Origin of the sequence: Neobacillus sp. YX16, assembly GCF_030123505.1 — a bacterium.
Lineage (GTDB): Bacteria > Bacillota > Bacilli > Bacillales > Cytobacillaceae > Neobacillus.
This window is the reverse complement of sequence record NZ_CP126115.1, coordinates 2,881,661-2,903,745: the sequence shown is the minus strand read 5'-3', so window position 1 is coordinate 2,903,745 and position 22,085 is coordinate 2,881,661. Positions and strand designations below refer to the sequence as shown.

Annotated in this window: 21 protein-coding genes and 1 pseudogene; 3 read left to right on the top strand and 19 right to left on the bottom strand. The window is 40.7% G+C overall.

Annotated elements, in window-relative coordinates; all coding sequences use genetic code 11:
• Positions 1–422: 422 nt before the first annotated feature.
• From QNH48_RS13970 to QNH48_RS13935, 8 genes and pseudogenes are all read right to left on the bottom strand, one after another.
• Positions 423–926: pseudogene (locus QNH48_RS13970) on the bottom strand (aromatic-ring-hydroxylating dioxygenase subunit beta); the annotation flags it as partial.
• Positions 927–1,142: 216 nt separating this feature from the next.
• Positions 1,143–2,615, bottom strand: coding sequence for an aldehyde dehydrogenase (locus QNH48_RS13965; RefSeq protein WP_283955447.1), 1,473 nt, complete (start codon positions 2,613–2,615; stop codon positions 1,143–1,145).
• On the bottom strand, positions 2,612–2,812 hold the full coding sequence (locus QNH48_RS13960) for a 2-hydroxymuconate tautomerase (protein WP_133371010.1): 201 nt from the start codon (positions 2,810–2,812) through the stop codon (positions 2,612–2,614). The genes QNH48_RS13965 and QNH48_RS13960 overlap by 4 nt, the downstream gene beginning before the upstream one ends.
• 26 nt (positions 2,813–2,838) lie before the next feature.
• Positions 2,839–3,630 (bottom strand): 2-keto-4-pentenoate hydratase, encoded by a 792-nt coding sequence (locus tag QNH48_RS13955; protein WP_283955446.1) that lies wholly within the window; start codon positions 3,628–3,630, stop codon positions 2,839–2,841.
• 76 nt (positions 3,631–3,706) lie between these two features.
• The gene (locus QNH48_RS13950; RefSeq protein ID WP_283955445.1) at positions 3,707–4,486 is read right to left on the bottom strand and encodes a 2-keto-4-pentenoate hydratase; all 780 of its coding nucleotides are present in this window, start codon (positions 4,484–4,486) and stop codon (positions 3,707–3,709) included.
• A gap of 23 nt (positions 4,487–4,509) precedes the next feature.
• Positions 4,510–5,523 carry a 4-hydroxy-2-oxovalerate aldolase gene (gene dmpG, locus QNH48_RS13945; protein WP_283955444.1) on the bottom strand — a complete coding sequence of 338 codons (1,014 nt, stop codon included), beginning with the start codon at positions 5,521–5,523 and terminating at the stop codon, positions 4,510–4,512.
• On the bottom strand, positions 5,520–6,437 hold the full coding sequence (locus QNH48_RS13940) for an acetaldehyde dehydrogenase (acetylating) (protein WP_283955443.1): 918 nt from the start codon (positions 6,435–6,437) through the stop codon (positions 5,520–5,522). Before QNH48_RS13940 ends, dmpG begins: the two co-directional genes overlap by 4 nt.
• A gap of 28 nt (positions 6,438–6,465) precedes the next feature.
• Complete coding sequence (locus tag QNH48_RS13935; protein ID WP_283955442.1) at positions 6,466–7,461, bottom strand: catechol 2,3-dioxygenase; 996 nt, start codon at positions 7,459–7,461, stop codon at positions 6,466–6,468.
• 246 nt (positions 7,462–7,707) lie between these two features.
• Here QNH48_RS13935 and QNH48_RS13930 point away from each other — a divergent pair, with 246 nt between their 5' ends.
• Positions 7,708–8,481 carry an IclR family transcriptional regulator gene (locus QNH48_RS13930; RefSeq protein ID WP_283955441.1) on the top strand — a complete coding sequence of 258 codons (774 nt, stop codon included), beginning with the start codon at positions 7,708–7,710 and terminating at the stop codon, positions 8,479–8,481.
• A gap of 6 nt (positions 8,482–8,487) precedes the next feature.
• Here QNH48_RS13930 and QNH48_RS13925 read toward each other — a convergent pair whose 3' ends face one another.
• The 6 genes from QNH48_RS13925 to QNH48_RS13900 all read right to left on the bottom strand — a co-directional run bounded on the left by QNH48_RS13925 (position 8,488) and on the right by QNH48_RS13900 (position 15,049).
• Complete coding sequence (locus QNH48_RS13925; RefSeq protein ID WP_283955440.1) at positions 8,488–9,360, bottom strand: FAD synthetase family protein; 873 nt, start codon at positions 9,358–9,360, stop codon at positions 8,488–8,490.
• A 78-nt stretch (positions 9,361–9,438) separates the two neighbouring features.
• Entirely contained in the window at positions 9,439–10,428 is a 990-nt protein-coding gene (locus QNH48_RS13920; protein WP_283955439.1) for a catechol 2,3-dioxygenase, read from the bottom strand.
• Positions 10,429–10,464: 36 nt separating this feature from the next.
• On the bottom strand, positions 10,465–10,950 hold the full coding sequence (locus QNH48_RS13915) for a flavin reductase family protein (RefSeq protein WP_283955438.1): 486 nt from the start codon (positions 10,948–10,950) through the stop codon (positions 10,465–10,467).
• A gap of 21 nt (positions 10,951–10,971) precedes the next feature.
• Entirely contained in the window at positions 10,972–12,483 is a 1,512-nt protein-coding gene (locus tag QNH48_RS13910; RefSeq protein WP_283955437.1) for a 4-hydroxyphenylacetate 3-hydroxylase family protein, read from the bottom strand.
• Positions 12,484–12,742: 259 nt separating this feature from the next.
• Positions 12,743–14,626, bottom strand: coding sequence for a helix-turn-helix domain-containing protein (locus QNH48_RS13905; RefSeq protein ID WP_283955436.1), 1,884 nt, complete (start codon positions 14,624–14,626; stop codon positions 12,743–12,745).
• 222 nt (positions 14,627–14,848) lie between these two features.
• Positions 14,849–15,049, bottom strand: coding sequence for a hypothetical protein (locus tag QNH48_RS13900; RefSeq protein ID WP_283955435.1), 201 nt, complete (start codon positions 15,047–15,049; stop codon positions 14,849–14,851).
• 268 nt (positions 15,050–15,317) lie between these two features.
• Between QNH48_RS13900 and QNH48_RS13895 the strand changes: the two genes are divergently transcribed.
• Positions 15,318–15,593 carry a hypothetical protein gene (locus QNH48_RS13895; protein ID WP_283955434.1) on the top strand — a complete coding sequence of 92 codons (276 nt, stop codon included), beginning with the start codon at positions 15,318–15,320 and terminating at the stop codon, positions 15,591–15,593.
• Positions 15,590–16,228 carry a DUF2238 domain-containing protein gene (locus QNH48_RS13890; protein WP_283955433.1) on the top strand — a complete coding sequence of 213 codons (639 nt, stop codon included), beginning with the start codon at positions 15,590–15,592 and terminating at the stop codon, positions 16,226–16,228. The genes QNH48_RS13895 and QNH48_RS13890 overlap by 4 nt, the downstream gene beginning before the upstream one ends.
• Before the next feature lie 130 nt (positions 16,229–16,358).
• Here QNH48_RS13890 and QNH48_RS13885 read toward each other — a convergent pair whose 3' ends face one another.
• The 5 genes from QNH48_RS13885 to QNH48_RS13865 all read right to left on the bottom strand — a co-directional run bounded on the left by QNH48_RS13885 (position 16,359) and on the right by QNH48_RS13865 (position 22,073).
• Entirely contained in the window at positions 16,359–17,342 is a 984-nt protein-coding gene (locus tag QNH48_RS13885; protein WP_283955432.1) for an alpha/beta hydrolase, read from the bottom strand.
• Between the two features lie 165 nt (positions 17,343–17,507).
• Entirely contained in the window at positions 17,508–18,302 is a 795-nt protein-coding gene (locus QNH48_RS13880; RefSeq protein ID WP_283955431.1) for an XdhC family protein, read from the bottom strand.
• 281 nt (positions 18,303–18,583) lie between these two features.
• On the bottom strand, positions 18,584–19,453 hold the full coding sequence (locus tag QNH48_RS13875) for an FAD binding domain-containing protein (RefSeq protein WP_283955430.1): 870 nt from the start codon (positions 19,451–19,453) through the stop codon (positions 18,584–18,586).
• On the bottom strand, positions 19,438–19,914 hold the full coding sequence (locus tag QNH48_RS13870) for a (2Fe-2S)-binding protein (RefSeq protein ID WP_283955429.1): 477 nt from the start codon (positions 19,912–19,914) through the stop codon (positions 19,438–19,440). Before QNH48_RS13870 ends, QNH48_RS13875 begins: the two co-directional genes overlap by 16 nt.
• Complete coding sequence (locus tag QNH48_RS13865; RefSeq protein WP_283955428.1) at positions 19,911–22,073, bottom strand: xanthine dehydrogenase family protein molybdopterin-binding subunit; 2,163 nt, start codon at positions 22,071–22,073, stop codon at positions 19,911–19,913. The genes QNH48_RS13870 and QNH48_RS13865 overlap by 4 nt, the downstream gene beginning before the upstream one ends.
• Between the last annotated feature and the right edge of the window lie 12 nt (positions 22,074–22,085).

Genomic DNA, 22,085 nt, shown 5'->3' with positions numbered 1-22,085 from the left:
ACATGGAAATTCCATAATATTCTAAATTTCATTTATTCAACAAAAAATCCTTACTTCCTGCATAGAAGTAAGGATTTCATACTATTTATGCAACTGTTATTCAACTAAACTTCTTCGTTAGTTGAAGAAGGACTTCTAATACTAGTACTCAAAACGGCACTGAAATTGACAGTAGTTTTGGCACTTATTTTTAATTTCACAATACTTATTGTCCAACATAAAAATGATGTCAATTGTTATGTCAAAGTTAAAGAAATACCGAACAATCCTTGATAAATAAAGAAAAAGATGTATGCCAATTCATACGTCATTTCTTTTGTCATTTATTAGGAAAGCACCCGAAAACTGAACCCTTTATGCCAAGCACCTGTCGTTTTTTTATCCGTCCGTTTATCCATTTGGAGATAATATGTTGCTCTCCCCTACAAAAACATACTTAAATTGATGGTGCCTAATACAGTCTGATCAGGATAGATGACACGTGAGGCAAGCTTCCATTCCCCATTTTCTTTTCGGATTACATCCTCTCTACAACCAAATAACTCTTCGGAAGTGCGCGCAGAACCCCGGTTCCGTTTAAAAAGGAAGTTGCTTCGAACGAAATACTCCTCGTTTCCTTCATCATTCATGACCCCTTTTTCGATAAAAACATTGCTAATAAAGTGACGTTGGCGCGGCCCTGAGATTTCAGCCCATGAAGAAGAGGTAGAATCTAACCGCTTCACTCTTGTAAGCATCGAATGTTTTGTTTCCTCAAAGTAACGTGACTTATAATCTATATTTGGAGTATCATGCTTTCCCTCAGTAGTAATTCTCGCAGGCATTTGATAGACAATATCCTCAGCTAGTAAGTCCAGCCATCCTCGATAATACCGACTATCTAATAAATGCACTTCCCGGTATAGAAACTGAGTAATTTCATTTTGAACACAACGAGGCCCTTGTTGGCGAACAAACGGGCGTCACATGAAAGTTATTTTATATATCAATCTATCTCTTTTTATCAAACATATTATTAAATAATCTACTCTGTTATTGAGTCTTAACTCAGCCCTACATAGATTAAAAGGAAAGGCTCATAGATTAAAATGCATCTATTCCCCTTTCCCTCTTTACTTTTCATATTTTATAAATACCAGAAATTATTTTAATGCGATGCAAATATTTTTCGCTTCTGTGAAAAATTCCATGCTGTAATGGCCGCCTTCACGTCCGACACCGCTCTTTTTAAAGCCGCCGAATGGAGCACGGAGATCACGAACAAACCAGCAGTTTACCCAAATCGTACCCGCACGTACGGAATGTGAAATCCGGTGAGCACGCTGGAGATTTTCTGTCCAAACGACACCGTTCAACCCATATTCTGTATCATTGGCAATACGAAGGGCTTCTTCTTCGGTATCAAATGGAATAATTGTCACGATTGGTCCAAAGATTTCCTCTTGGCAAATACGGGACTTAGGATTTTCTTGAAGATAAACGGTAGGCTCTAAATAGTAGCCATTTTGTAAATAATCCGGTAAGTCTGGACGCTTTCCACCACAAATTAACGTGGCATTTTCTTCTTTGGCAATCTCAAGATAACTGGTTACCTTTTTATAATGCTCTTCACTTACCACTGGACCCATTTTGGTTTCTACATTTTGTGGATCGCCGACTTTTAGTTCTGTTGCAGCTTTCTTAAATTTTTCAATAAACTCATCTAAAATCGTGCGTTGCACCAAGATTCTTGATCCTGCTAGACAGACTTGCCCAGAATTCATGAACGCTGCATGAATTGAGACAGGAATTGCTTTATCAAGATTGGCATCTTCGAACACGATATTCGCTGCTTTTCCGCCTAATTCAAAAGAAACTTTCTTTAACGTGTCGGCGCCGCTTTTCATAATTCTCTTGCCTGTAGCTGTCGAGCCCGTGAAGGAAACAAGATCTACTTCCTGATGGGTTGTCAGCGCCGTTCCAACCACTCCTCCCAGACCATGTACCACATTGACAACACCATCTGGAATTCCTGCTTCCTTCGCAATCTCTCCAAGAAGTGAAACAGACAGCGGAGTCATTTCAGCTGGTTTAATAACAGCTGTGTTTCCAGCAGCAAGACAAGGACCAAGTTTCCAAGTGGTCAGCATAAAAGGAACATTCCAAGGGGTAATGAGTGCAGCTACTCCAACCGGTTCGTAGCGAGTATAGTTTAAATACTCTTCACCCATTGGATACACTTCTCCGCCTTGCTGCTCCATGAAGTCGGCAAAGAATTTGATATTGTTGGCAGCGCGTGGAACCTCATGGTGGACCGTTGAATGATATGGTTTTCCTACATCGGTCGCATCTAAGCGAGCGATTTCTTCTTTTCGCTCAAGAATGATTTCAGACATACGACGAAGCTTTGCACAGCGCTCCGCTACTGTCATCGTTCTCCACGGGCCATTTTCAAAAGCATCCCGTGCTATACGGCAAGCACGATCCACATCTTCTTGTGAGGCTTCACTGACCTTCGCAATGATCTCCTGAGTTGCAGGATTTTTCACTTCAAAAGTAGCACCATTGCTTGCTTTTACATATTCCCCATTTATAAAAAGACCCACTTCTCTAACTCCGGTTTGTACGTTTGTCATTTTGAAACCTCATTTCGCTTTTTTACTGATTCTCCTGCAATGCCCCAATGTTCTGGCTCTAATTCATTAATCATGATGCGAACACTTTGGACGGGAGCATCTAATACAGCCGAAACGACATCTGTTACTTCTCGAATCAATTGTTCCTTCTTTTCCGGGGATCTCCCTTTAAGCATATTAACCTGAATAAATGGCATAAAAACCTCTCCCTTCGCCTTGATGATTATTCCGTGAATACAGCCTCAACCGAGCCAAGGCCGTCAAAGCCTGCCGAGAAATGGTCACCCGCTTCAATTTTAATTGCGGCGGATAAGGAGCCGCTTAACACGACTTCTCCTGGTTGAATACTCTGCCCCACTTTGTACAACCGATTGGCTAACCAAGCAATGGCTCTCGCTGGATGCCCCATTACGGCTGCACCCGCGCCTGTCGCAACAACTTCTCCGTTTTGTTTAAACACCATTCCCATTAATTTCAAATCGAAATCCTTCGGTGAATAGAATCTTTCGCCAATAATAAAGCGGGAAGATGATGAATTATCTGCCACCGCATCTGCTAAGGTAAAGCTGAACCCATGGAAGCGGCTGTCAATGATTTCAACCGCAGGCGCAATATATTCAGTTGCATGAAGCACATCAGCGACTGTTACATGCGGACCTTTCAACTCTTTGTAAAAAATAAAGGCAATTTCCGGCTCCAGCTTTGGATGGATGAAAGGGGAAAGCGAAATTTTTTCCCCTTCAAACAGCTGCATGCTTTCAAGCAAGACCCCGTAAGATGGTTCATGAACACCCATCATCTCTTGTTTCGCTTTGCTCGTTAATCCAAGTTTTAGGCCGATCCTTTTTGTGTTTTCTTCCTTGCATTTCATATCGACTAAGCGTTCTTGTACTTGATAAGCTAACGCTTCATCCAGTTCAGGATAGGCGTCAACAAACTTATTTACCGCTTTTTTCTGTTTTTCCGCCTCGAAAAGTTCAAAAGCAATTTGATCGATTACATCCGTCTTAATCATGTTATCACCCAGTTTCTATTGATATCCCGTCGCTAAGTGGGGGGAAAAAGTCCCCCTTGCTGGTCGAGATTTCACTTTATTTTTTAAAAGAAGCCATGACTGAACCAATATGTGCAAACTCTACCGTAAACGTATCATTTTCCTTTACTTCAACAGCACTTGTTAATGCGCCTGAAAGAATGATTTCCCCTGCTTTTAATGAGACATCGTACTTACCTAATGAATTCGCCAGCCATGCGACAGAACGAAGTGGATTTCCAAGGACGGCTGCCCCTGCTCCTGAATCAATCATTTCTCCATTTCGATAAGCGACCATACCGATAAGAGTGAGATCTAAGCCATCTATCTTTGTCGGTTTCCCGCCAATAATCGCACTCGCAGAAGATCCATTGTCTGCGACAGTATCTTCAAACTTGATCCTCCAATCATCAATCCGGCTATCAATCACTTCAATGGCCGGTACAATATAATCTGTAGCTTCGATGACGTCTAGGATGGAAACATTCGGACCTTTTAAATCCTTTTTTAAAATAAAGGCAATCTCAAATTCTACTTTCGGTTGAATATATTGTCCTAGTGAAATCTCTTCGCCTTCGACATACATCATATCGGCTAATAAATGACCGTAATCAGGCTGGTTGACACCAAACATATTTTGAATCGCTTTGCTTGTCGCTCCAATTTTTTTCCCAACGATGATTCCACCATTTGTAACTTTTCTGCGGATAATCTCTAACTGTGTATGATACGCTTCATCGACGGTTATCCCTGGATAGGAAACCGTTAACGGCTCGATAACCTTCTTTGTTTGCTCTGCTTCCAAAAGATGAGTGGCGGCTTCTTGAAAGATTGACACACCTGTTTCCTCCTTATCTAGCACTATACTTTTATTCCTTTTTTCTCAGCTAGTTCTACGGCAACATCTAAAATCCAGTCCTCCTGGCCAGCAACCGCTTGCCTTTTACCAAGCTCTTCCATAATTTCGGATACCCCGACACCAAACTTTTCCGCAGCATGTTTAACGTGTAATAAAAAGCTGTTATAAACTCCAGCATAGCCACTTGATAAGTTGCCGCGATCAATCACGATTGGAGAATGCATGAGTGGAGCTATCTTTTCCTCTGCAGCATCCATTAAAATCGCTAAGTTGATACCGGTTTCGATGTTCATTTTATTAAGCACTGCAACAAGGACCTCCGTTGGCGCATTTCCAGCTCCCGCTCCGAGTCCTCTCAGCGTTCCATCAATTTGATCCGCACCAGCTTCCAGCGCCGTTATCGTATTGCCAATGGCCAAGCCAAGATTATTATGAGCGTGGAAACCGATTTGAATGGACAACGCTTCTTTTAAGGCAGACACTCTTTCACGAACGCCGCTTTGAACAAGGGCACCTGCAGAATCAACAACATAAACGCAATCGGCACCATACGATTCCATTAGCTTCGCCTGCTCCGCAAGCACGCTTGCAGGCTGCGTATGAGACATCATGAGGAAACCAACCGTTTCAAGTCCTAATTCTTTCGCTAAGCGAAAGTATTGCTCCGTTACATCTGCCTCTGTACAATGAACGGCGATTCGGAGCACAGAAATGCCAAGTTCGGCCGCTTCTCTTAACTCCTTGCTTGTTCCAATCCCCGGGACGAATAAAGAAGCAATTTTAGCTTGTTTTGCGGTTTCTACCGCCACTTTAATCAAGTCATATTCAGAATGAATGGAGAACCCTTGCTGAATCGTCGAGCCGTTTAAACCGGAGCCATGGCTCACTTCAATAACAGGCACACCGGCTTCATCTAAATCTTTTACAATGGCCCGTACCTGTTCAGGCGTATAACTATGGCTAACTGCATGATCGCCATCTCTTAGTGTTGTATCTGTCAGTCTAGGAATCTTCATCGTATTACCTCCTTAGCAGAAAGAAAATGTCCGGCATATACATCCCCGACTCGGTAGGCGGATGCGGTCATGATATCCAAATTCCCGGCATAGGTAGGAAAGAAATCTCCCGCTCCGATCACTTCATTCATGATGACCACTGTTGGCAAACGACCCCATGGAGTTTCACGATAATCCACAAATGGCGCACCCTTTAAACGATAGCCTGGAACATATCTCGAAATCTCAGCAGCAATTGATTGAACCGATTCAATGACCGCTGCCTCATCGAAATCTTCTTTAATCACCGCATAGACAGAGTTCGTCATATTAATAGGTGGTTCTGCTGGATTGAAAACAGGAATGGCTCTTGCTATTTTCGCTCCACCAATTTGTTGAACCGCATTTGCTGTTGTGCGAACAAACTCATCAACATTTTGTCTTGTTCCCGGTCCAATCGAAAGACTGGCCGCTGTCGCAATGACTTCTGCATAATGAACAGGTACCACACGATTGACAGCATGAACAAGTGGTGTCGTCGCCTGGCCGCCGCAAGAAATCAAGTTGACATTCATCGCTTCAAGATGATCATGTAAATTAACGGTTGGCACGACAAATGGTCCAATGGCTGCCGGAGTCATATCAACGGCTAATTTCCCTTGTTCTCTTAGTGCTGGTGCATTCAGTATATGGGCTTTGGCGCTTGTTGCATCAAACACAATCTTAATCTCTGGATCTTCCAAAATCGCATCAATCCCATGATGGCTTACTGCAATTCCCTTTTCCCTTGCTCTCGCTAGTCCTTCGGAATTTGGGTCAATCCCTGACACTAAGGCTAATTCCATGTTTCCATCATTTTTTAAAATTTTATACATCAGGTCTGTACCTATATTTCCCGATCCTAAAATCGCTGCTTTTATTTTCGTCAAGACCATCCACCCCGCTTTTTAATTATTCGATGTATTAAGGTTTTACAACTTCTTTTTCAACAGCCTCATTAGAAGTAAGTGGTGTTCCTTGAGTCCACCAAGATACAGGGAATTCGGTTCCAATCCAAGTATCACCATTGCCTGGAACATCTTTCATTTCCCAAATCACTGGTTTCCAAGCTGGGTCTGTAATGATATAGCCTGCATCTCCGAATAATTCGATGCGGTTCCCGCCTGGTTCAATCACATACATACAGAACGCTTGGGAAACCCCATGCTTATTAGGAGGAACTTCAATCTTGATATCATGATCTTTAAGTAAATCAGCCACATCATAAAGGTTTTGCGGAATGCCGTACCAGTAGCAAAGATGATGAAGCTTTCCTTTCACACCATTAGGCTCCTGCATTAAAGCAATTTCATGAACAAGATTGGAAACGCTGACCCAGCTGCCAAGGACATGACCGTTATCTTGAATTTGCTCTCTTAAACGGAAGCCAAGATTGTCGATCAAATAGTTCGTATCGACTCCTGGATTGGAAGTCATAAGATTGATATGATCCAAGCGACGAACCGGTACACCACGATCGGGACGTTTGGATGGACGGTTTAGTAGTTTTGAGCGCTGCACTTCCTCTGCATTGTAATATTCTACGTCCCATAGGATTTCCATTAAATGACCATCAGGAGTTGTAAATTGATAAGCTTTTCCATGACCGATATCTCCGTCGATCCAGCCTTTGCCTAAACCCGTTTTTTCAATTTCTTCTACACGGCGCTGTAGTGCTTGTGGGGACGTGGCCCGCCAAGCAACATGACCAACCCCTGCTTCTTTTGATTCAGTGATTTTTAATGTATTATGGTAAAAATCTTCATAAGCACGAAGATAAACGGAACCTCCTGAACGAGCGGTTACTTCCATTCCTAGAAATCTTGTAAAAAATTCAACAGATTGTTCTAGTTTTGGAGAAAGAATCTCCACGTGTGCAAGTTGTGCAACATCAAAAATTGGTTCTTTAAAAATAGTCATGTCCGTTCCTCCTAAATTACCTTTTTAATTTTTTGTTTTGGTAAAACATGAACAAACTTTATTGACGAAATATACTGAATAGTGATACCGTTTTCATTATATTCGCTATCAAATTCTTCTTCATTTGTCGAAAACCTGATGTATGCTTCTATCCTAAAGGGTTGGTAAGCTACTCACAACGATAGTGTCCCTTTATACGGGACAGTTTCTAAATTTTTATATAATTTTTACTATTCGGAGGAAAATATGATACAAGAACAAGAAAAGCTGCTCTCTTCTGTAAAAAATGCCATTAGAATCCTGCGTGCTTTTAAAATGAATCATCCGCAAAAAGGAGTACGTGAACTGGCGAATGAGCTTGGACTAGGAAAAAGCAGTGTCCAAAGAATTCTTACAACCCTTGCATCCGAGGGTTTAGTACAAAAAAATAAAGAGACCAATAAATATGAATTGGGTCTCTCCGTTGTTGAATTGAGCTCCATTGTTCTAGGCAACATCGATTTGCATACGGAATCACGTCCGATTCTAACCGATCTTGCTAATAAATGTGGGGAAACCGCCCACTTGGCAATCTTAGATGGGAATCATGTGGTCTATTTAGACAAAGTTGAAAGTAAAACTTCGAATAAAGTACCCTCTCACTTAGGATTGCATAATTATGCTCATTGTACGAGTTCTGGGAAACTTCTTCTAGCGCATAGTGGAAACTACTTGGTCGATCTAGTGATTCAAAATGGACTCGATGCGATCACACCGAAAACCATTATAGACCCAGATAGGTTCCGGGAAGAGTTGAAAACAATCTTAGAGCATGGCTATTCCGTTAGTGTCGATGAATATACCATTGGAAGGACTTCCGTGTCGGCACCTGTGAGAGACCATACGGGAAAGGTCATTGCTGCTATTAACCTAGTTGGACCTAGTACACGAATCTCCAAACAACGGATTCAGTATTTTGCGAGCGAATTAATCCATTCCGGTGAATTGATTTCCGAGAGACTTGGCTACTGGAAAGGATAAGTTTCCTCATAGACCTACTAAAGAAGAGCTTAAAAAGACTTGTCTTGTAACCTCTTCGTGAACAAACCCTTTAGGCAAAACCTTTTTCCAAGAAAGTCGAACGGTTTCCCATTCATAAAAAGGAAACACCCCCCCTTGGGGTGGAAGTAAAGTAATCCTTCCCTCACGAACGACCGCGATTTTTGTTGTCGCCTCCTGGTGAAGGTTTACTGTGACTTCATACCAGCCTGAAGCAGGCATCAAATAATACGGATGAATCACTACCTCCACATGATTTTTACGGAAAATAATCCTGCCCTCAATTTGATAATCATTCCCTAAATACGATGCTATCCTTTCCATTTCACCAGCTAGTATCAGATTACGAATGAGCGTAGAACTAATTTTTTCCCCTTCCCACTCTATTTTTTTTACCTTGATTCCTTCAATTTTTCCATCTGAGTCGTTTTTCATGGTATCCATATTGCCTTTTCCCTGGTGTCCATATGTAAAGTCAAAACCAGCTGCCACCTGTTTTGCACCAAAGTCTATTAGATAGGTTTGAACAAATTCCCTTGGAGATAACCCAGCAAATTCCTTAGTAAACTGAATCAAGTAAAAACAATCTGCCCCTAGTTCTTCAAAGATCTTTCGTTTATCGTTTATTGGCATAAGATAAGGGATGATTTTTTTCCCATTTGAAAGGACTTCCTTCGGATGGGGAAAAAAACTCATAATCACCAAAGGGAGTTCTTGCTCTACCGCAACCCTTTTAGCCTCTTTTATCACCTGTTGATGCCCTAAATGAACTCCATCAAAAAAGCCTAGAGCCATCACACAAGGCTTTGTTCTTAAAAGAGTTTGTACACGGTTGTTGCTCGTCACATGAATGTATTCCAAGATAGCTCCCTCCAATGTTCACAATATACTTATCTCTTTGTGCACTTCTTCCGTAATCAAAAGTCCTATATCAATCTATTAAGACTTCACGACTTCCTCTGTTTTCACAGGTGTGAGCGGTGTTCCCTGCGTCCACCATGATTGTGGGAATTCGGTTCCAATCCAAGTGTCGCCATTGCCAGGAACATCCTTCATATCCCATACCACCGGCTTCCATGCTGGGTCCGTAATGATATAACCTGCATCTCCGAATAATTCAATGCGGTTTCCGCCTGGTTCAATCACATACATACAGAACGCTTGGCTGACTCCATGCTTATTCGGTGGAACTTCAATTTTAATACCATGGTCTTTAAGTAAATCTGCCACATCATAAAGATTTTGAGGAATTCCATACCAGTAGCAAAGATGATGCAGCTTTCCTTGTACTCCGTTAGGCTCTTGCATATAGGCAATTTCATGAACTAGGTTGGAAACACTAATCCAGCTCCCTAGCACATGGCCATTATCTTGGATTTGCTCTCTTAATCGAAAACCGAGTGTGTCGAGCATAAAGTCGGTATCGGCCCCTGGATTCGAAGTCATGAGATTAATATGGTCTAAGCGGCGAACCGGCACACCTCGATCTGGGCGTTTGGATGGTCGATTTAATAGTTTCGATCTTTGGCCTTCTTCCACATGGTAATACTCAACGTCCCAAAGGATTTCCATTAAATGACCATCAGGAGTTGTAAATTGGTAGGCCCTTCCATGTCCGATATCGCCATCAATCCAGCCTTTGCCTAACCCTGTCTTTTCGATTTCCTCTACACGACGCTCCAGTGCTTGTGGAGAAGTGGCACGCCAAGCGACATGTCCAACTCCCGCTTGTTCGGATTCTGTAATGATTAACGTATTATGATAGAAATCCTCATAAGCACGAAGATAAACGGATTTTTCAGAACGAGCGGTTACTTCCATTCCTAGAAATCTTGTAAAAAATTCAACAGATTTTTCAAGCTTCGGAGAAAGAATCTCCACGTGAGCAAGCTGTGCTACATCAAAAATTGGTTCCTGGTATGAAGTCATGGTAATCCCCCTATTATTTATATTGATTGAAATAGACTACTTCTTATTTGCGAGACTCACTTCAGGCGAAAAGGAGCGATATTGGCCATTAAAGAACATGAGCGGCTCTCTCTCTTCAATCTTAATATCAATTACCTTACCGATAAATAAGGTATGATCTCCTGCGATATGTTCATTTACCACTTCGCATGCTACCTGAGCGATGGCTCCTGTTAAGACAGGGAGTCCAGCCAGATCATCAAAATTGATTTCTCTTTTTTCTTTTATCTGACCAGCAAAGAGCATCGAGTATTCTTTCTGCTCTCCTGATAAAATATTGACAGCAAATTTTTTACTATTCTTGATTTTTTCGAGCATTTGCGCTCTCTCTCCGATGGAAATCACCACAAGCTTTGGATTTAGAGAGACCGACATGAAGGCATTAGCCGTCATGCCGTGCACCTCTCCTTCTACTTCAGTCGTAATGACTGTGACACCCGTAGCGAATCTTCCCATAGCTTGGCGAAATTGACGATCATCCATTCAGTTCCCTCCTATAACGCTTTATGATTTAACCGCTTCTTTTTCTGCTGCGTCTGCCCATGTTTTGTTCGTCCAACCCTTAAGGTCATAATCGCTTAAGGCAGAATCGACAAATGCTTTTTGCTGATTAGCAGCACCTGTTGCCTCAAAATGGAATAATGCTTCCATATTGATGTTTTCATGGTTTCCACCATAATTGACTTCATATAGTTCATGACGGCCACCAAACTCTGTGCCGATCGTATCCCAAACCATTTTCAATAATTTCACGCGTTCTTCCGCGCCAATTCCTGTTCCGCGGTAATAGGTGTCCAAATAAGGTTTTAAATCTTCATTGAGGAAATCTTTTGAACTTGAAGGCAATTGAATTAACCCGCCAGCTACGACTTGCTCAAAAATATTTTTCACCTTCACCCAAGCCAATGGAGCTAACGCGCGATAAGCGGAACTTGAGTATGAGTTTGGAATCACTAAGCCATTTGGCCCTTTTTCAGGATCCGATGCCATTGCGGTAGAAAGACCCCAGAACATATTTCGTAATGCAACGACTTCGCCAATCTTTGCCTGAACCCCACGGAAATCCTTCGTTCCTGCTCCTTCTGTTGCTTTCAATAACAGCCCGGTCATAAAATCTAATTTTACGGCGAGACGTGTACAACCATGGAAGGTATAGCGCGGAATGAAGCCGCTTACTTTTGCAAAATTATTCGAAACATCAATATTTCGGTAAGCCAACACATTTTCCCATGGGATGAATACGTTATCGAGCACTATCACGGCATCATTTTCATCAAAGCGGCTGGATAACGGATAATCAAATGGCGTTCCGTTTTTGACAGCATGTAATTCGTAGGATTGGCGGCTTATCATGCTAAGGCCTTCAGCATTCATTGGCACAAAGAAGATCAGTGCATGACTATCGTCGCCACCGCCTAAATCTTTCGGTCCATAGTTCGCAACAAAGTTATAATGTGTTAAAGCGGAAGCTGTCCCAACCATTTTGGCACCGCTTACAATTATGCCGTCATCGCGCTCCGCAACTGCTCGAACAAAGGCGTCTTTATTCTCGTGTAAAGGTTTTGAACGATCCACCTGTGGATTAATGATTGTATGATTAATGAATGGTACTTCTTTTGTCGCTTTTTTGTACCAGGCCTTTGCGTTGTCTTCGAACCCTTCATAAAAATGACCAAATGCATTTAGGTGCCCAGTAAAAGATGCTTTATAATCAGGAGTTCTTCCCATAAAACCATAGCTTAGCTTTGCCCACTGAGCAATGGCATCTCTTGACTCTAGCAAATCCTGAGAACTAGTAGGAGTTTTGAAAAATTTATGTGTTCTGTCGCCAAATTCGCTTGTTGTTGTTAAGATATCACGTGTAGCTGGATCATGAAGAGCATCGTACATTCTCGCATATGAACGAGCAGAATTCCGATAAGCGGGGTGCGTGGTAACATCTTTAATTTTTTCTCCGTTTAAATACACTACCCTGCCGTCATTGAGACTTTCCAAATATTCTTTACCAGTGTACATTTCTTCAACTCCATTCTTAGATTCCTACTATTTTAAGTGTGACGCATATGCCAATCACTAGTTTTATCATAATTTATCTGAAAATTCGAAACAATAACACAAGATGACAGAAAACTCAGCAAATACTACTACTTTGTGTCAGTCTTGCGAAAAAAAGCCAGACACCCCACTAACAGAAATTCTGTGGGAAGTCTGGCAAATTTATAGATGTTATAGGCTTCAGATTTTTAACTGCTTTCATGTATCAGAATCAATTTATTTACTCTGCTAGAATTTTTTTGATTCTTTCATGCTCAACAATTTTCAATGCTTTTAACGCCATCATTAGCTGAAATTGTCTTTGAGGATCACGTAAGTCACAATCAAGAAGATCAGTAATTTTGTTAAGACGATAACGAAGTCCGCTTTTAGAGAGTGCGAGGGATTCCGCTGTTTGATCTAAGTTTCCGCCTTGGTCAAGAAAATGGTAGAGCGTTTCAATCAACTCTAGTTTATTCTTATCAAGATTCTCGTAGAGAACTCCAAGATAATCGCGGATCATTTTCTTGATGGCTTGTTCATTTTGGTCATTGATCAAGATTCCAAGCATGCCTAAATCACCAAAAAGCGTGATTGGTTCATCCCTAGAGGATAGCCTTACAGCTGAACATGCTTCTTCCATTGCAACCCCTGCTTCAAGAATGTTGCTGTTTTGCGAGCTGATTCCTGCTAAGAATAGAGCATTTTTTATATGCTTCTTTAAGAAGGAGACTAATGCTCGAGTCGTTTTTTCCAAGTTTTGCTGAGGGACTTGTTTCTCGGTAATCAGGAGAATTAAGGTGTCAGGTCGCTGCCCAATTAACACATTGATGTTTTCTTCTTCTCGTAAGTAAGCAGACACCATTTCAAATGTTTTTTTATGAAGAGTGAATTCTTTTTCATCACAAGTATTTAAAAACTTATAGGTCAATGCCACAATATGATAATGATTGGAAAGATCCAACTGGATAAAATCCGCTTTCCTCATAATTTCTTGCTGCGTATATTTCCCGCTAATAATTTCTTCAAGAAAATGACCTTTTACTTGTTCCATCGATTCCACTTCTGTTTTTTCTTTTAAAAACAACAGCGAGCAAATGGACGCTAAACGATCAAGAATCATCGAGTCAATTTCATAATTTGGTGTTCTTTCTCGTTGGTATAGAAAAGAACAATTACCTACAACTTGTCCTAAAAGATAGATTGGAGTCATTAGCCTAGTCCCGTTTTCAAACGAAAAAATACCCACTTTGGAATGGCATTGCTTTTTATCTGGAATCTCAGAAAATGTATATCTTATAGATTCCAAGTCTTCTAGGTTAATGCCTTTATAGGCTAAGACATGTTGACGACTATCCTCCACGACAATTGGATATTGATTTTGTTTATGTAAAATATCGAGAATTGAATCTATGTTATTGCCTTTAATCAGTTCATTGGTCATCTCATTATATGTTTTGGACACAAGTGCAAGATTATTTTTTTCCAGCATGAGTTTTTCGTTTGTTTGCTCCAGTTCCTTCAAAATCGGCAGTTCTTTACTATAAGAAAAGAATTCCTCCGCCTCATCCTTCCATTCCGAAACAAGACGCCCTTCCCATACACAACAAGGTGCCCCTTGTCCCTGACATTGCAATTCTTTAAAAAAGACGTCCACTCCAACCACACCAGTAACATATCCCGTGGCATAACCAGTTAACGTATAACAAACAGGCCCTTGGCTAATCCCAAAGTTTTTAAGATGTTGTTCCGCTTCATATGAATTTTCCCAAACCCCTTTAAATCGAAACGATTTAATTTCGTTTCCTTCCACTTCAAACTCTTTTTCGGTGATGTGGGATTTCGCATGTCCTTTTAAGGCATGGATAATCGGACCATATTGGATCTTTTCCAGTAAATTTAAGGAATCTTTTTTAGCCACCTCTTGTGCATCTTCAACTCCCAATTGATAGCCATATTTAAAGAAAAAGGTTTTCATCCGATTAATCCCAATATTTTCAATTAAATCACGCTGCATTGCTCCGAAAGCTTTGGTTGAAACAAAAACAGATCTTTCATTGTTTGCAAACCATAATTCATTCTCTTGGCGAATATGTAATAAGTCATTTAGTTTTAGAGTTTTCATTCCATTCCTTCCTTATTTCTTATTAAGTTAAGAACAAAGTAAATCTTACCCTTGAGTGAATGAAAGAAGAATATTGACTTATGCTATTTCTGAAGATGAATAGTTTTATTATACTGAAGGATCCTCTATATGAAAAGGCTTTCACTTACGAGCAATATACTAAAATATGAAAACTTGGAAAATACTTTATTAATGTGTCTATGTACAGTTAACATAATATGATTACAGTAAATACACCGCTTCTTCAGCTGCTTCAATGTTCTCTTGTGTTGGATTCATTTCTGCACTAATCACCTTCGTTTCAGCTAATTCACTCTCCTCACGGATAGCTTTTCTTTCAGCCTTTTGTTGTGTTTCAATCACAGCTTCTTCCTTTTCTTCTTGGTAAAACTGGTAACCTATCGTTCCTCCGCTAACTAACACTAAACCTGAAACAACAATGATAACAAATTCTTCTTACGTAAATCCATGATGCTTCCTCCGATGTTATGTAAAAATTCATTCCTTTTCAAGTATACCCGATCCTTCCAATTCTTTCTGAGTGAAGTACCCTGACCCATACCTCGTTATGAAATCCAACTAGAACTTACTTGGATAAAATTATATTATCTAGTGAATATTAATGTTGTTATATTTTTTTAGCAGTCTTTTGTTTTCCAATGATTTAGTCATATTAAGAAGGTGTATTAGTGTGGACTTTCCGACAATTCATACAAGCTTTTGGGATGCAGTAATCGCAGTTCCATTAGTAATGTTGATTACTCAGCTGATAAAGGTTTTTTTGAAAATAAAGAAAAAATATGTACCAACCATAGCTCTTATTCTTGGTTTAATCATTTCAATTTTTATTAGCCATCGCCACCATTTTTTTCCGGGGCTTTTTATGGGTTGGTTCTATGGATATGCTGCAATTGGTTCTTATGCTTCATTGAAAACAACTTTGTTGGCATTTAGAAAACAGAAATGACTGTAAAAAGCACAAAATCTGGGGTGTCTAAACTGTCAAAAACATATATAGAAAAAGCTGTGGATTTGCTATTTATCATTATTCAAATCTTTTGTATAATAGCTCTTTTTAAAATCAAAAATTTCGACTATATGAGAATGGCTTCTGGTAATCTTTTCTTTTGGCTCATCTATATGATTTTTGAGAAAAAAGAACACTGGCGGATTCCACTTTACATAAGGATTATTACTTTATTATCAATAACTTTTAACGACTTCCTAGGAGAATATTTAAATCTGTATGAATCCTCTTTTATATATGACCGATTGCAACATGTTTTCGGAACTTATGCCTTAACACTTTGGATATTTTTTGTAATCCAGCAAATTGTTCAAATTAAATTAACCAACAAAAGACTGACCATTTTATTTATTATAAGTCTTTCATTCGCATTGGGAACAATTTATGAATTATTGGAGTTTATGGAAGACCAAGTTTTTAATCCATTGATAAAAAATCAACCCAGTCTTTTAGATACGAACCTTGATTTAGTATCCGACTTAATTGGCGGAATCTTTGCTGTGATGCATTATCACATTTCTATGCCTTTAAAGACATTTCTATTTCCTTTTGAGCAAGGCTTTTCTACTAAATAACTTGATCCTTCCACAATTTACTTACTATCATAAAGAAGACCAAAAAGGCATGCATATATTTGCACGCCTTCAAATCCTATTTGATGAGGATTAATCTATTCTCTTAATAGCAAATTAGCGATGGTGGTACTCATTTTACCAGCATTTCGGATTTATCAATTTTCGCCTGTCTACCCATCCAATTTCTTAACCAATTACTAATTATATCTTTTAGTTCAGAGTCCATGGGGTGTTTCAGCGACTTTTTATTATGGTTCATGATTTTGCTTATACTGTATTCAACATCTGTTTTACGAAGCAAATGGGTCATATCTTGAATAATATGTGTTTCACATTCACCTGGTACAAGTGCTTTGATCTTTACTAGGTCGCTGACCTTTACGTTTACATCCTTTGTACCGGTAATAGCCAGCACTGGACAAGTGACCTTTTGTAATGGTTGTGAAACATCAAAGTGTACATGCTCTCGATTCCATTTCGCGTTAATCTTTTTCCCTTTAAACTTTATAACCGGCTCATCCGATGCGAGCAGCGCCTTTATTAAATCATCCTGCATTTTTGTGATTTTTTTATCTACTTTTAATAAACGAAGTATCCAGCCTTGAAACCCTTTTACAGATTTAACATCATTCATGATTGCCTCACGCTGCCATGTCATGGTTTCTGCTAGAGGTTCAGCGGTTCCTGCAAGAAGTATGATTCCGTCAACTGGAACTTTTTCATTTACAAATGGCACCAAAATACTACCTTCACTATGTCCTAGTAATATCACATTCTCTCTGTCTATGTTTGGATGCTTTTTAGCAAATTCTAAAACAGCCTGTGTGTCGTCTATTAAATCCTGCACTCCTGTTTCATAATAGTCCCCTTTACTTGCTCCTACTCCTCGTTTATCAAAACGAATGCTCGCAAACCCCTCTTCAGCCACTACTTCACTTAATTCCTTAAAAATATTCATTGGCATTCCCTTCGCATTGGAATCCCGATCTGTTGGACCACTTCCGTGAACCATCACAACTAAAGGGTATTTTTCATTGCTGCCTTCTGGGATTGTTAATGTTGCGGCTAATGGAAATTGTCCTGGTATTGTCACTTCAAACTCTTTACTCATCATTTTCATCGCCCTTATTCATTTATATATTATACTTATATTGGAAAATTTTATTAACTACAGATAGTACGTCTAAGCTAGCAAAATCGTTCAATTTATTTTAGTTAGTTTTACAATTTACTAATAAAGGTGCCTGTCATTGTTTTGACAGGCACTCGATGATTATTCTTAACTAGTTAATTGTTTCACTTTTGTTGGCTTGGTTTCCTTGGTTAATTTAATGATTTCTCCGATAATACTGATGGCGATTTCTTCCGTTGTTTCCGCACCTATTTCTAATCCAATGGGAGAATGTACCTGCTCGAGTTGATCTTCTGTGACACCTTCATTTTTTAATTTTTCAAATATCGTTATCGTTTTGCGCTTGCTTGCAACCATCCCTACATAGGCAATCGGAAATTGCAGGGCTGATTTTAGGACAATATCGTCGCGATCTTTTGTCACTATGATTACATAGGACTTTTCATTAAGGTTGGCTGCGAGCATGGCCTCCCCAATATCCTCGTTGATAAAAAGGTCTGTCGCATTGGGAAAGCGTTCCTTGGTTGCATACCCAATGCGATCATCGACAATGCAATAAGGATACTCAAGGGAATCAGCAAGCCTTGATAACGCTTGTGCTAAATGACCGGCTCCAGCCAGAACGAGTTCAGGCCGGCTTGTATAGACTTCAATGAAAACCCTCAGCGTACCGCCGCAATTCATTTGAATTCCGTCTTTTGCATGTTTATTTAGTTTGTATTCAACGATTTTCGATTTACCTACTTGGAATGCTTTTACACTTTCTTGGATGATATAATGTTCTGCTAAGCCCCCGCCGACCGTACCTTCAATCGAACCATCACGGTAGACAATCATTTTTCCAACATGCCTGGGAGTCGAGCCCTTTGATTCAATTATCATGGCTAGAGCAAAGGTTTCGTTTTGACGATTCAGCAAAGCAACTTTTTCCATTAGAAGCATGAATAGCTCCCCCCTTTATTTAAAATTAGCTGTGATAATAGGCCCGTTGATTTCCACTCCAGGCGCTTCGCGGACCTTAGGGCGTTGCGGAGAGCCTCCTCGCCGCTTAAGCGCCTGTGGGGTCTCACCTGCTCCGTACTCCCGCAGGACTTTGAATTACATCCCCGAATCCGCCCACGCACGATGGAAATTCGATAGCATTTCCGAGGAGTCTTCGCGCCTTCCGCTCCAATCAACTCAGTGTTCAAAACCAACTAATAATTTTTAACTCAGCCAATACATTAATCGTTTAGATATTGATTCATGCTTAGAAAATAACGTAAGAGGTTTAACCCAACTGTTTTTCTGTATATAGCTGTTGAGCGCTGATCGTCAATGGGGTTAATGATTTTGTCGAAGGATGCCACCACCTGAGCGATTTCTGAATCTACTAATGGTACGGTCTTGCCCAGCAGCATCTTCTCCATATCTACGGAACGAACCATCGTCGGTCCGACTGCCCCGAAGACAAAGCGAACATCTTCGATTACATATCCATTTAACCTGATGTATCCAGCAAACCCTACTTTGGCAATGGCATCTGCGTTGCGGTTGCCGACTTTTTCAAAAACAACATGAGCCCCTTCTTCTAGGGCGGACGGCAAGATTATTTCGGCTAGGATTTCATTTGGCTCACGTTGAATCCTTCGCACACCTTGAATAAAATCGCTAATTGGAACAATGCGATCACCCTTTACAGACCGAAGCAAAAGTTTGGCGTTATATACATATAATAATGGCAGTGTGTCTCCTGCCGGGGAAGCGTTGCAAACATTTCCTCCCAATGTCCCTCTGTTTCGAATCGCAGGTGCCGCAATCGTTTTGATTGCCTTCTTTAAGACTAAAGGAATGAGCGGGTTACCAAGTAATTCGCTATAGGTACAGCAGGCCCCGATATGGAGATCCTTTTGATTTTGATACACCCTTTTAAGTTCAGACAGATGATCTATAAAAACAATTGGTTTAGGGATTTTCGGAGGTACTCCCCTTCGACTTTTGTGCATGACCATGACATCGGTGCCACCGGCAATGATCGCACAGTTTTCTTTATTCAATTGGCTTAAGGTTTGGTCTAACCGATTGAAACGATACGCGATTATTTTTTCTGCCATAAGCCGTCCCCTTTTTTCGCTGCGAGGTTTATCGCATCTACTATCATGTTGTAGCCCGTACATCGGCACAGATTTCCAGATATCCCCTCACGAATTTCTGTCTCTGAGGGATGTGGGTTCTGGGATAATAACGCAGCACTTGCCATGACCATCCCAGGAATACAGTAGCCGCATTGTACTCCTCCGGCAATGCTATAGCTTTCATCTAAAATCTTAAATTGTTCACTTTCCATGATTCCTTCTATCGTTACAATATCGGCTCCCTCAATAGAGCCAATTGGAATAAGACAGCTGTTTTGAAGGAGATTATTTACAAACACGCTGCAGGCTCCGCATTCTCCTTCTCCGCATCCTTCCTTCGTTCCAATTAACAGTCGATCATCTCTAATAAAATCTAGCAATCTCACTGTGGCAGGGGCATCTGTTTCTACTGCTTTTCCATTAAGGGTAAATTTAATCAACCATCTTCACCTTCTCTCACATAAAGACTTGCTATAATGACTTCCGGTGTAATCGGTATTTGCTGAAAAGGAGTTTGCAATGCATCCTCAATTGCCGCTTGGACTGCCGGAGCGCCGCCAATTAAAGTCAATTCACCTGCACCCTTTGCCCCGTAGGGACCATCCGCATAGGGATTATCAAATACTTTGCTTTGTATTGAAACAACATCCAAAGATGTTGGTGGTCCATAATCGGTTATACTTTTTTGTTGGATTTTTCCTTCTTTTGATGTCATCTTTTCTAGATAACCGTACGCTAATCCTTGTGCTAAACCACCATCAATTTGTCCTTTCATCACCCGGTCATCAATGACCTTCCCTACTTCATAATTGGCGTATACCTTTTCGAGCTTTATGTTTCCTGTTAACGTATCCACTTCTACTTCAACGATATTCACTCCCCATGAATATGCCGGGTAGGCATCTCCCGTAAATGTTTTTTCATCCCAAGGAATCATTTCACGGTGAACATAGTTCTCCACTACTTCCTGTTCCACCCCTGTTTGCCACTGAGCCTTTAGATTTTTCGCTGCGCGTTCAAGCAATTTCCCCACAATCATGGTCGTCCTAGAGGCTACAGTCGGACCAGAGTCAGGAACCTCTTTTGTATCAGGATAAGGGTACAAAACATCCTCTAATGGGAGGTCTAGTTCTTTGGCGACAATTTTACTCAGCGTCGTCAAAATGCCTTGTCCCATATCAGAATTTGATATTTTAAGTGACACCTGGTCGTCTTTTGATTTAACCAGCTTCACCTTTGCTTTAATATGATCTCTTTCCCCGCTGCCTGTAAATCCACAGCCATGGAGGAACAATGATGTACCGATGCCTTTTTTATAGCGCTGATTTTGTTGATTGAGTCGCTGAAATTCCCGTTTTTTCTTTTTGTAATTGGAGGTGTTTAGTGCGTCCTCAATCATTTCTTCCATTAATATTGGGTCACGGAAATTTCCTTTGGTAATCGTGGGGTCTCCTTGTTTGACGAGGTATTTTCGTTTATATTCCATAGGTTCGTTGTTTGCTAGTTTACTAAGATGACCGATATGACTTTCGATTCCAGCGAAGCTTTGAGGAGCTCCAAAGCCTCTGAAGGCACCGTTCGGGACTGTATTGGTTTTTAAAACATATCCTTTTGCGTGAAAATGCGGAATTTTATAAACACCGGCACTATTTAGTAAGGCACGCTGCAGGACGACTGAGCTCAAACCCACATTCGCTCCTCCATCAAGAAAAATCTCTACACACATGCTCAAAATGTTTCCTTCCTGATCTATGGCCGTTCGATACTTGAGTTTGGCTGGATGCCTTTTCGTCGTCACCACCATATCCTCTGAACGATCGAACACGAGCATCACTGATTTTTTCACTGCTTTTGCCGCTACGGCTACGTGACACGCCATCATCGAAGGAAATTCTTCTTTGCCGCCAAACCCGCCGCCGGTAGGACTTTGAACCACTCTGACGTCATCATCACCACAGGCTAAAGCGTTTACCAGTGCATTTTTAATATAATAAAGACATTGCATCGACCCCTGGACGACAATTTCATCATCCTTATAAATAGCGAGCATTCCTTGCGGTTCAAGGTAAACATGTTCCTGATAACCCGTATCATATTCTTCTTCGATGATTTGATGTGCTTTTAGCTCTATTGATGTAATGGTGTCCAAATTTTCCCCGAATTCATAGCTTGCCATATTAACCCCTGGCGCTGATTTTTGCTTAACGGCTTCCTCCAATGTATATATAGCCTGGTGTTCTTCAAATTCAATCTTCACTTCATCTAGCAAACGATACAGGATATCTAAATCTTTTCCAACGAGCATGAGAATGGGCTCGCCAATATAATTGACCCACTCATTGGCAAAAATAGGCTGATCTTCTTTGATAATTTTGACATAATTTGGGCCGGGGATATGCTGCGCCCCAACTGCTTCATAGTCTTCCGGAAGGTCTGGTAAGTGAATGGATATGATTTTCCCATATGCAATCGGCGAACGATACAAAACACCATACACCATATCTTCCACTTTCACGTCACTAATATAGGGCAACTGGCCAGATACCTTTCCTTTATGGTCCTTTCTGGGCACTGAGGTACTTATGTCCTTGAGATTCATTCCAACAACACC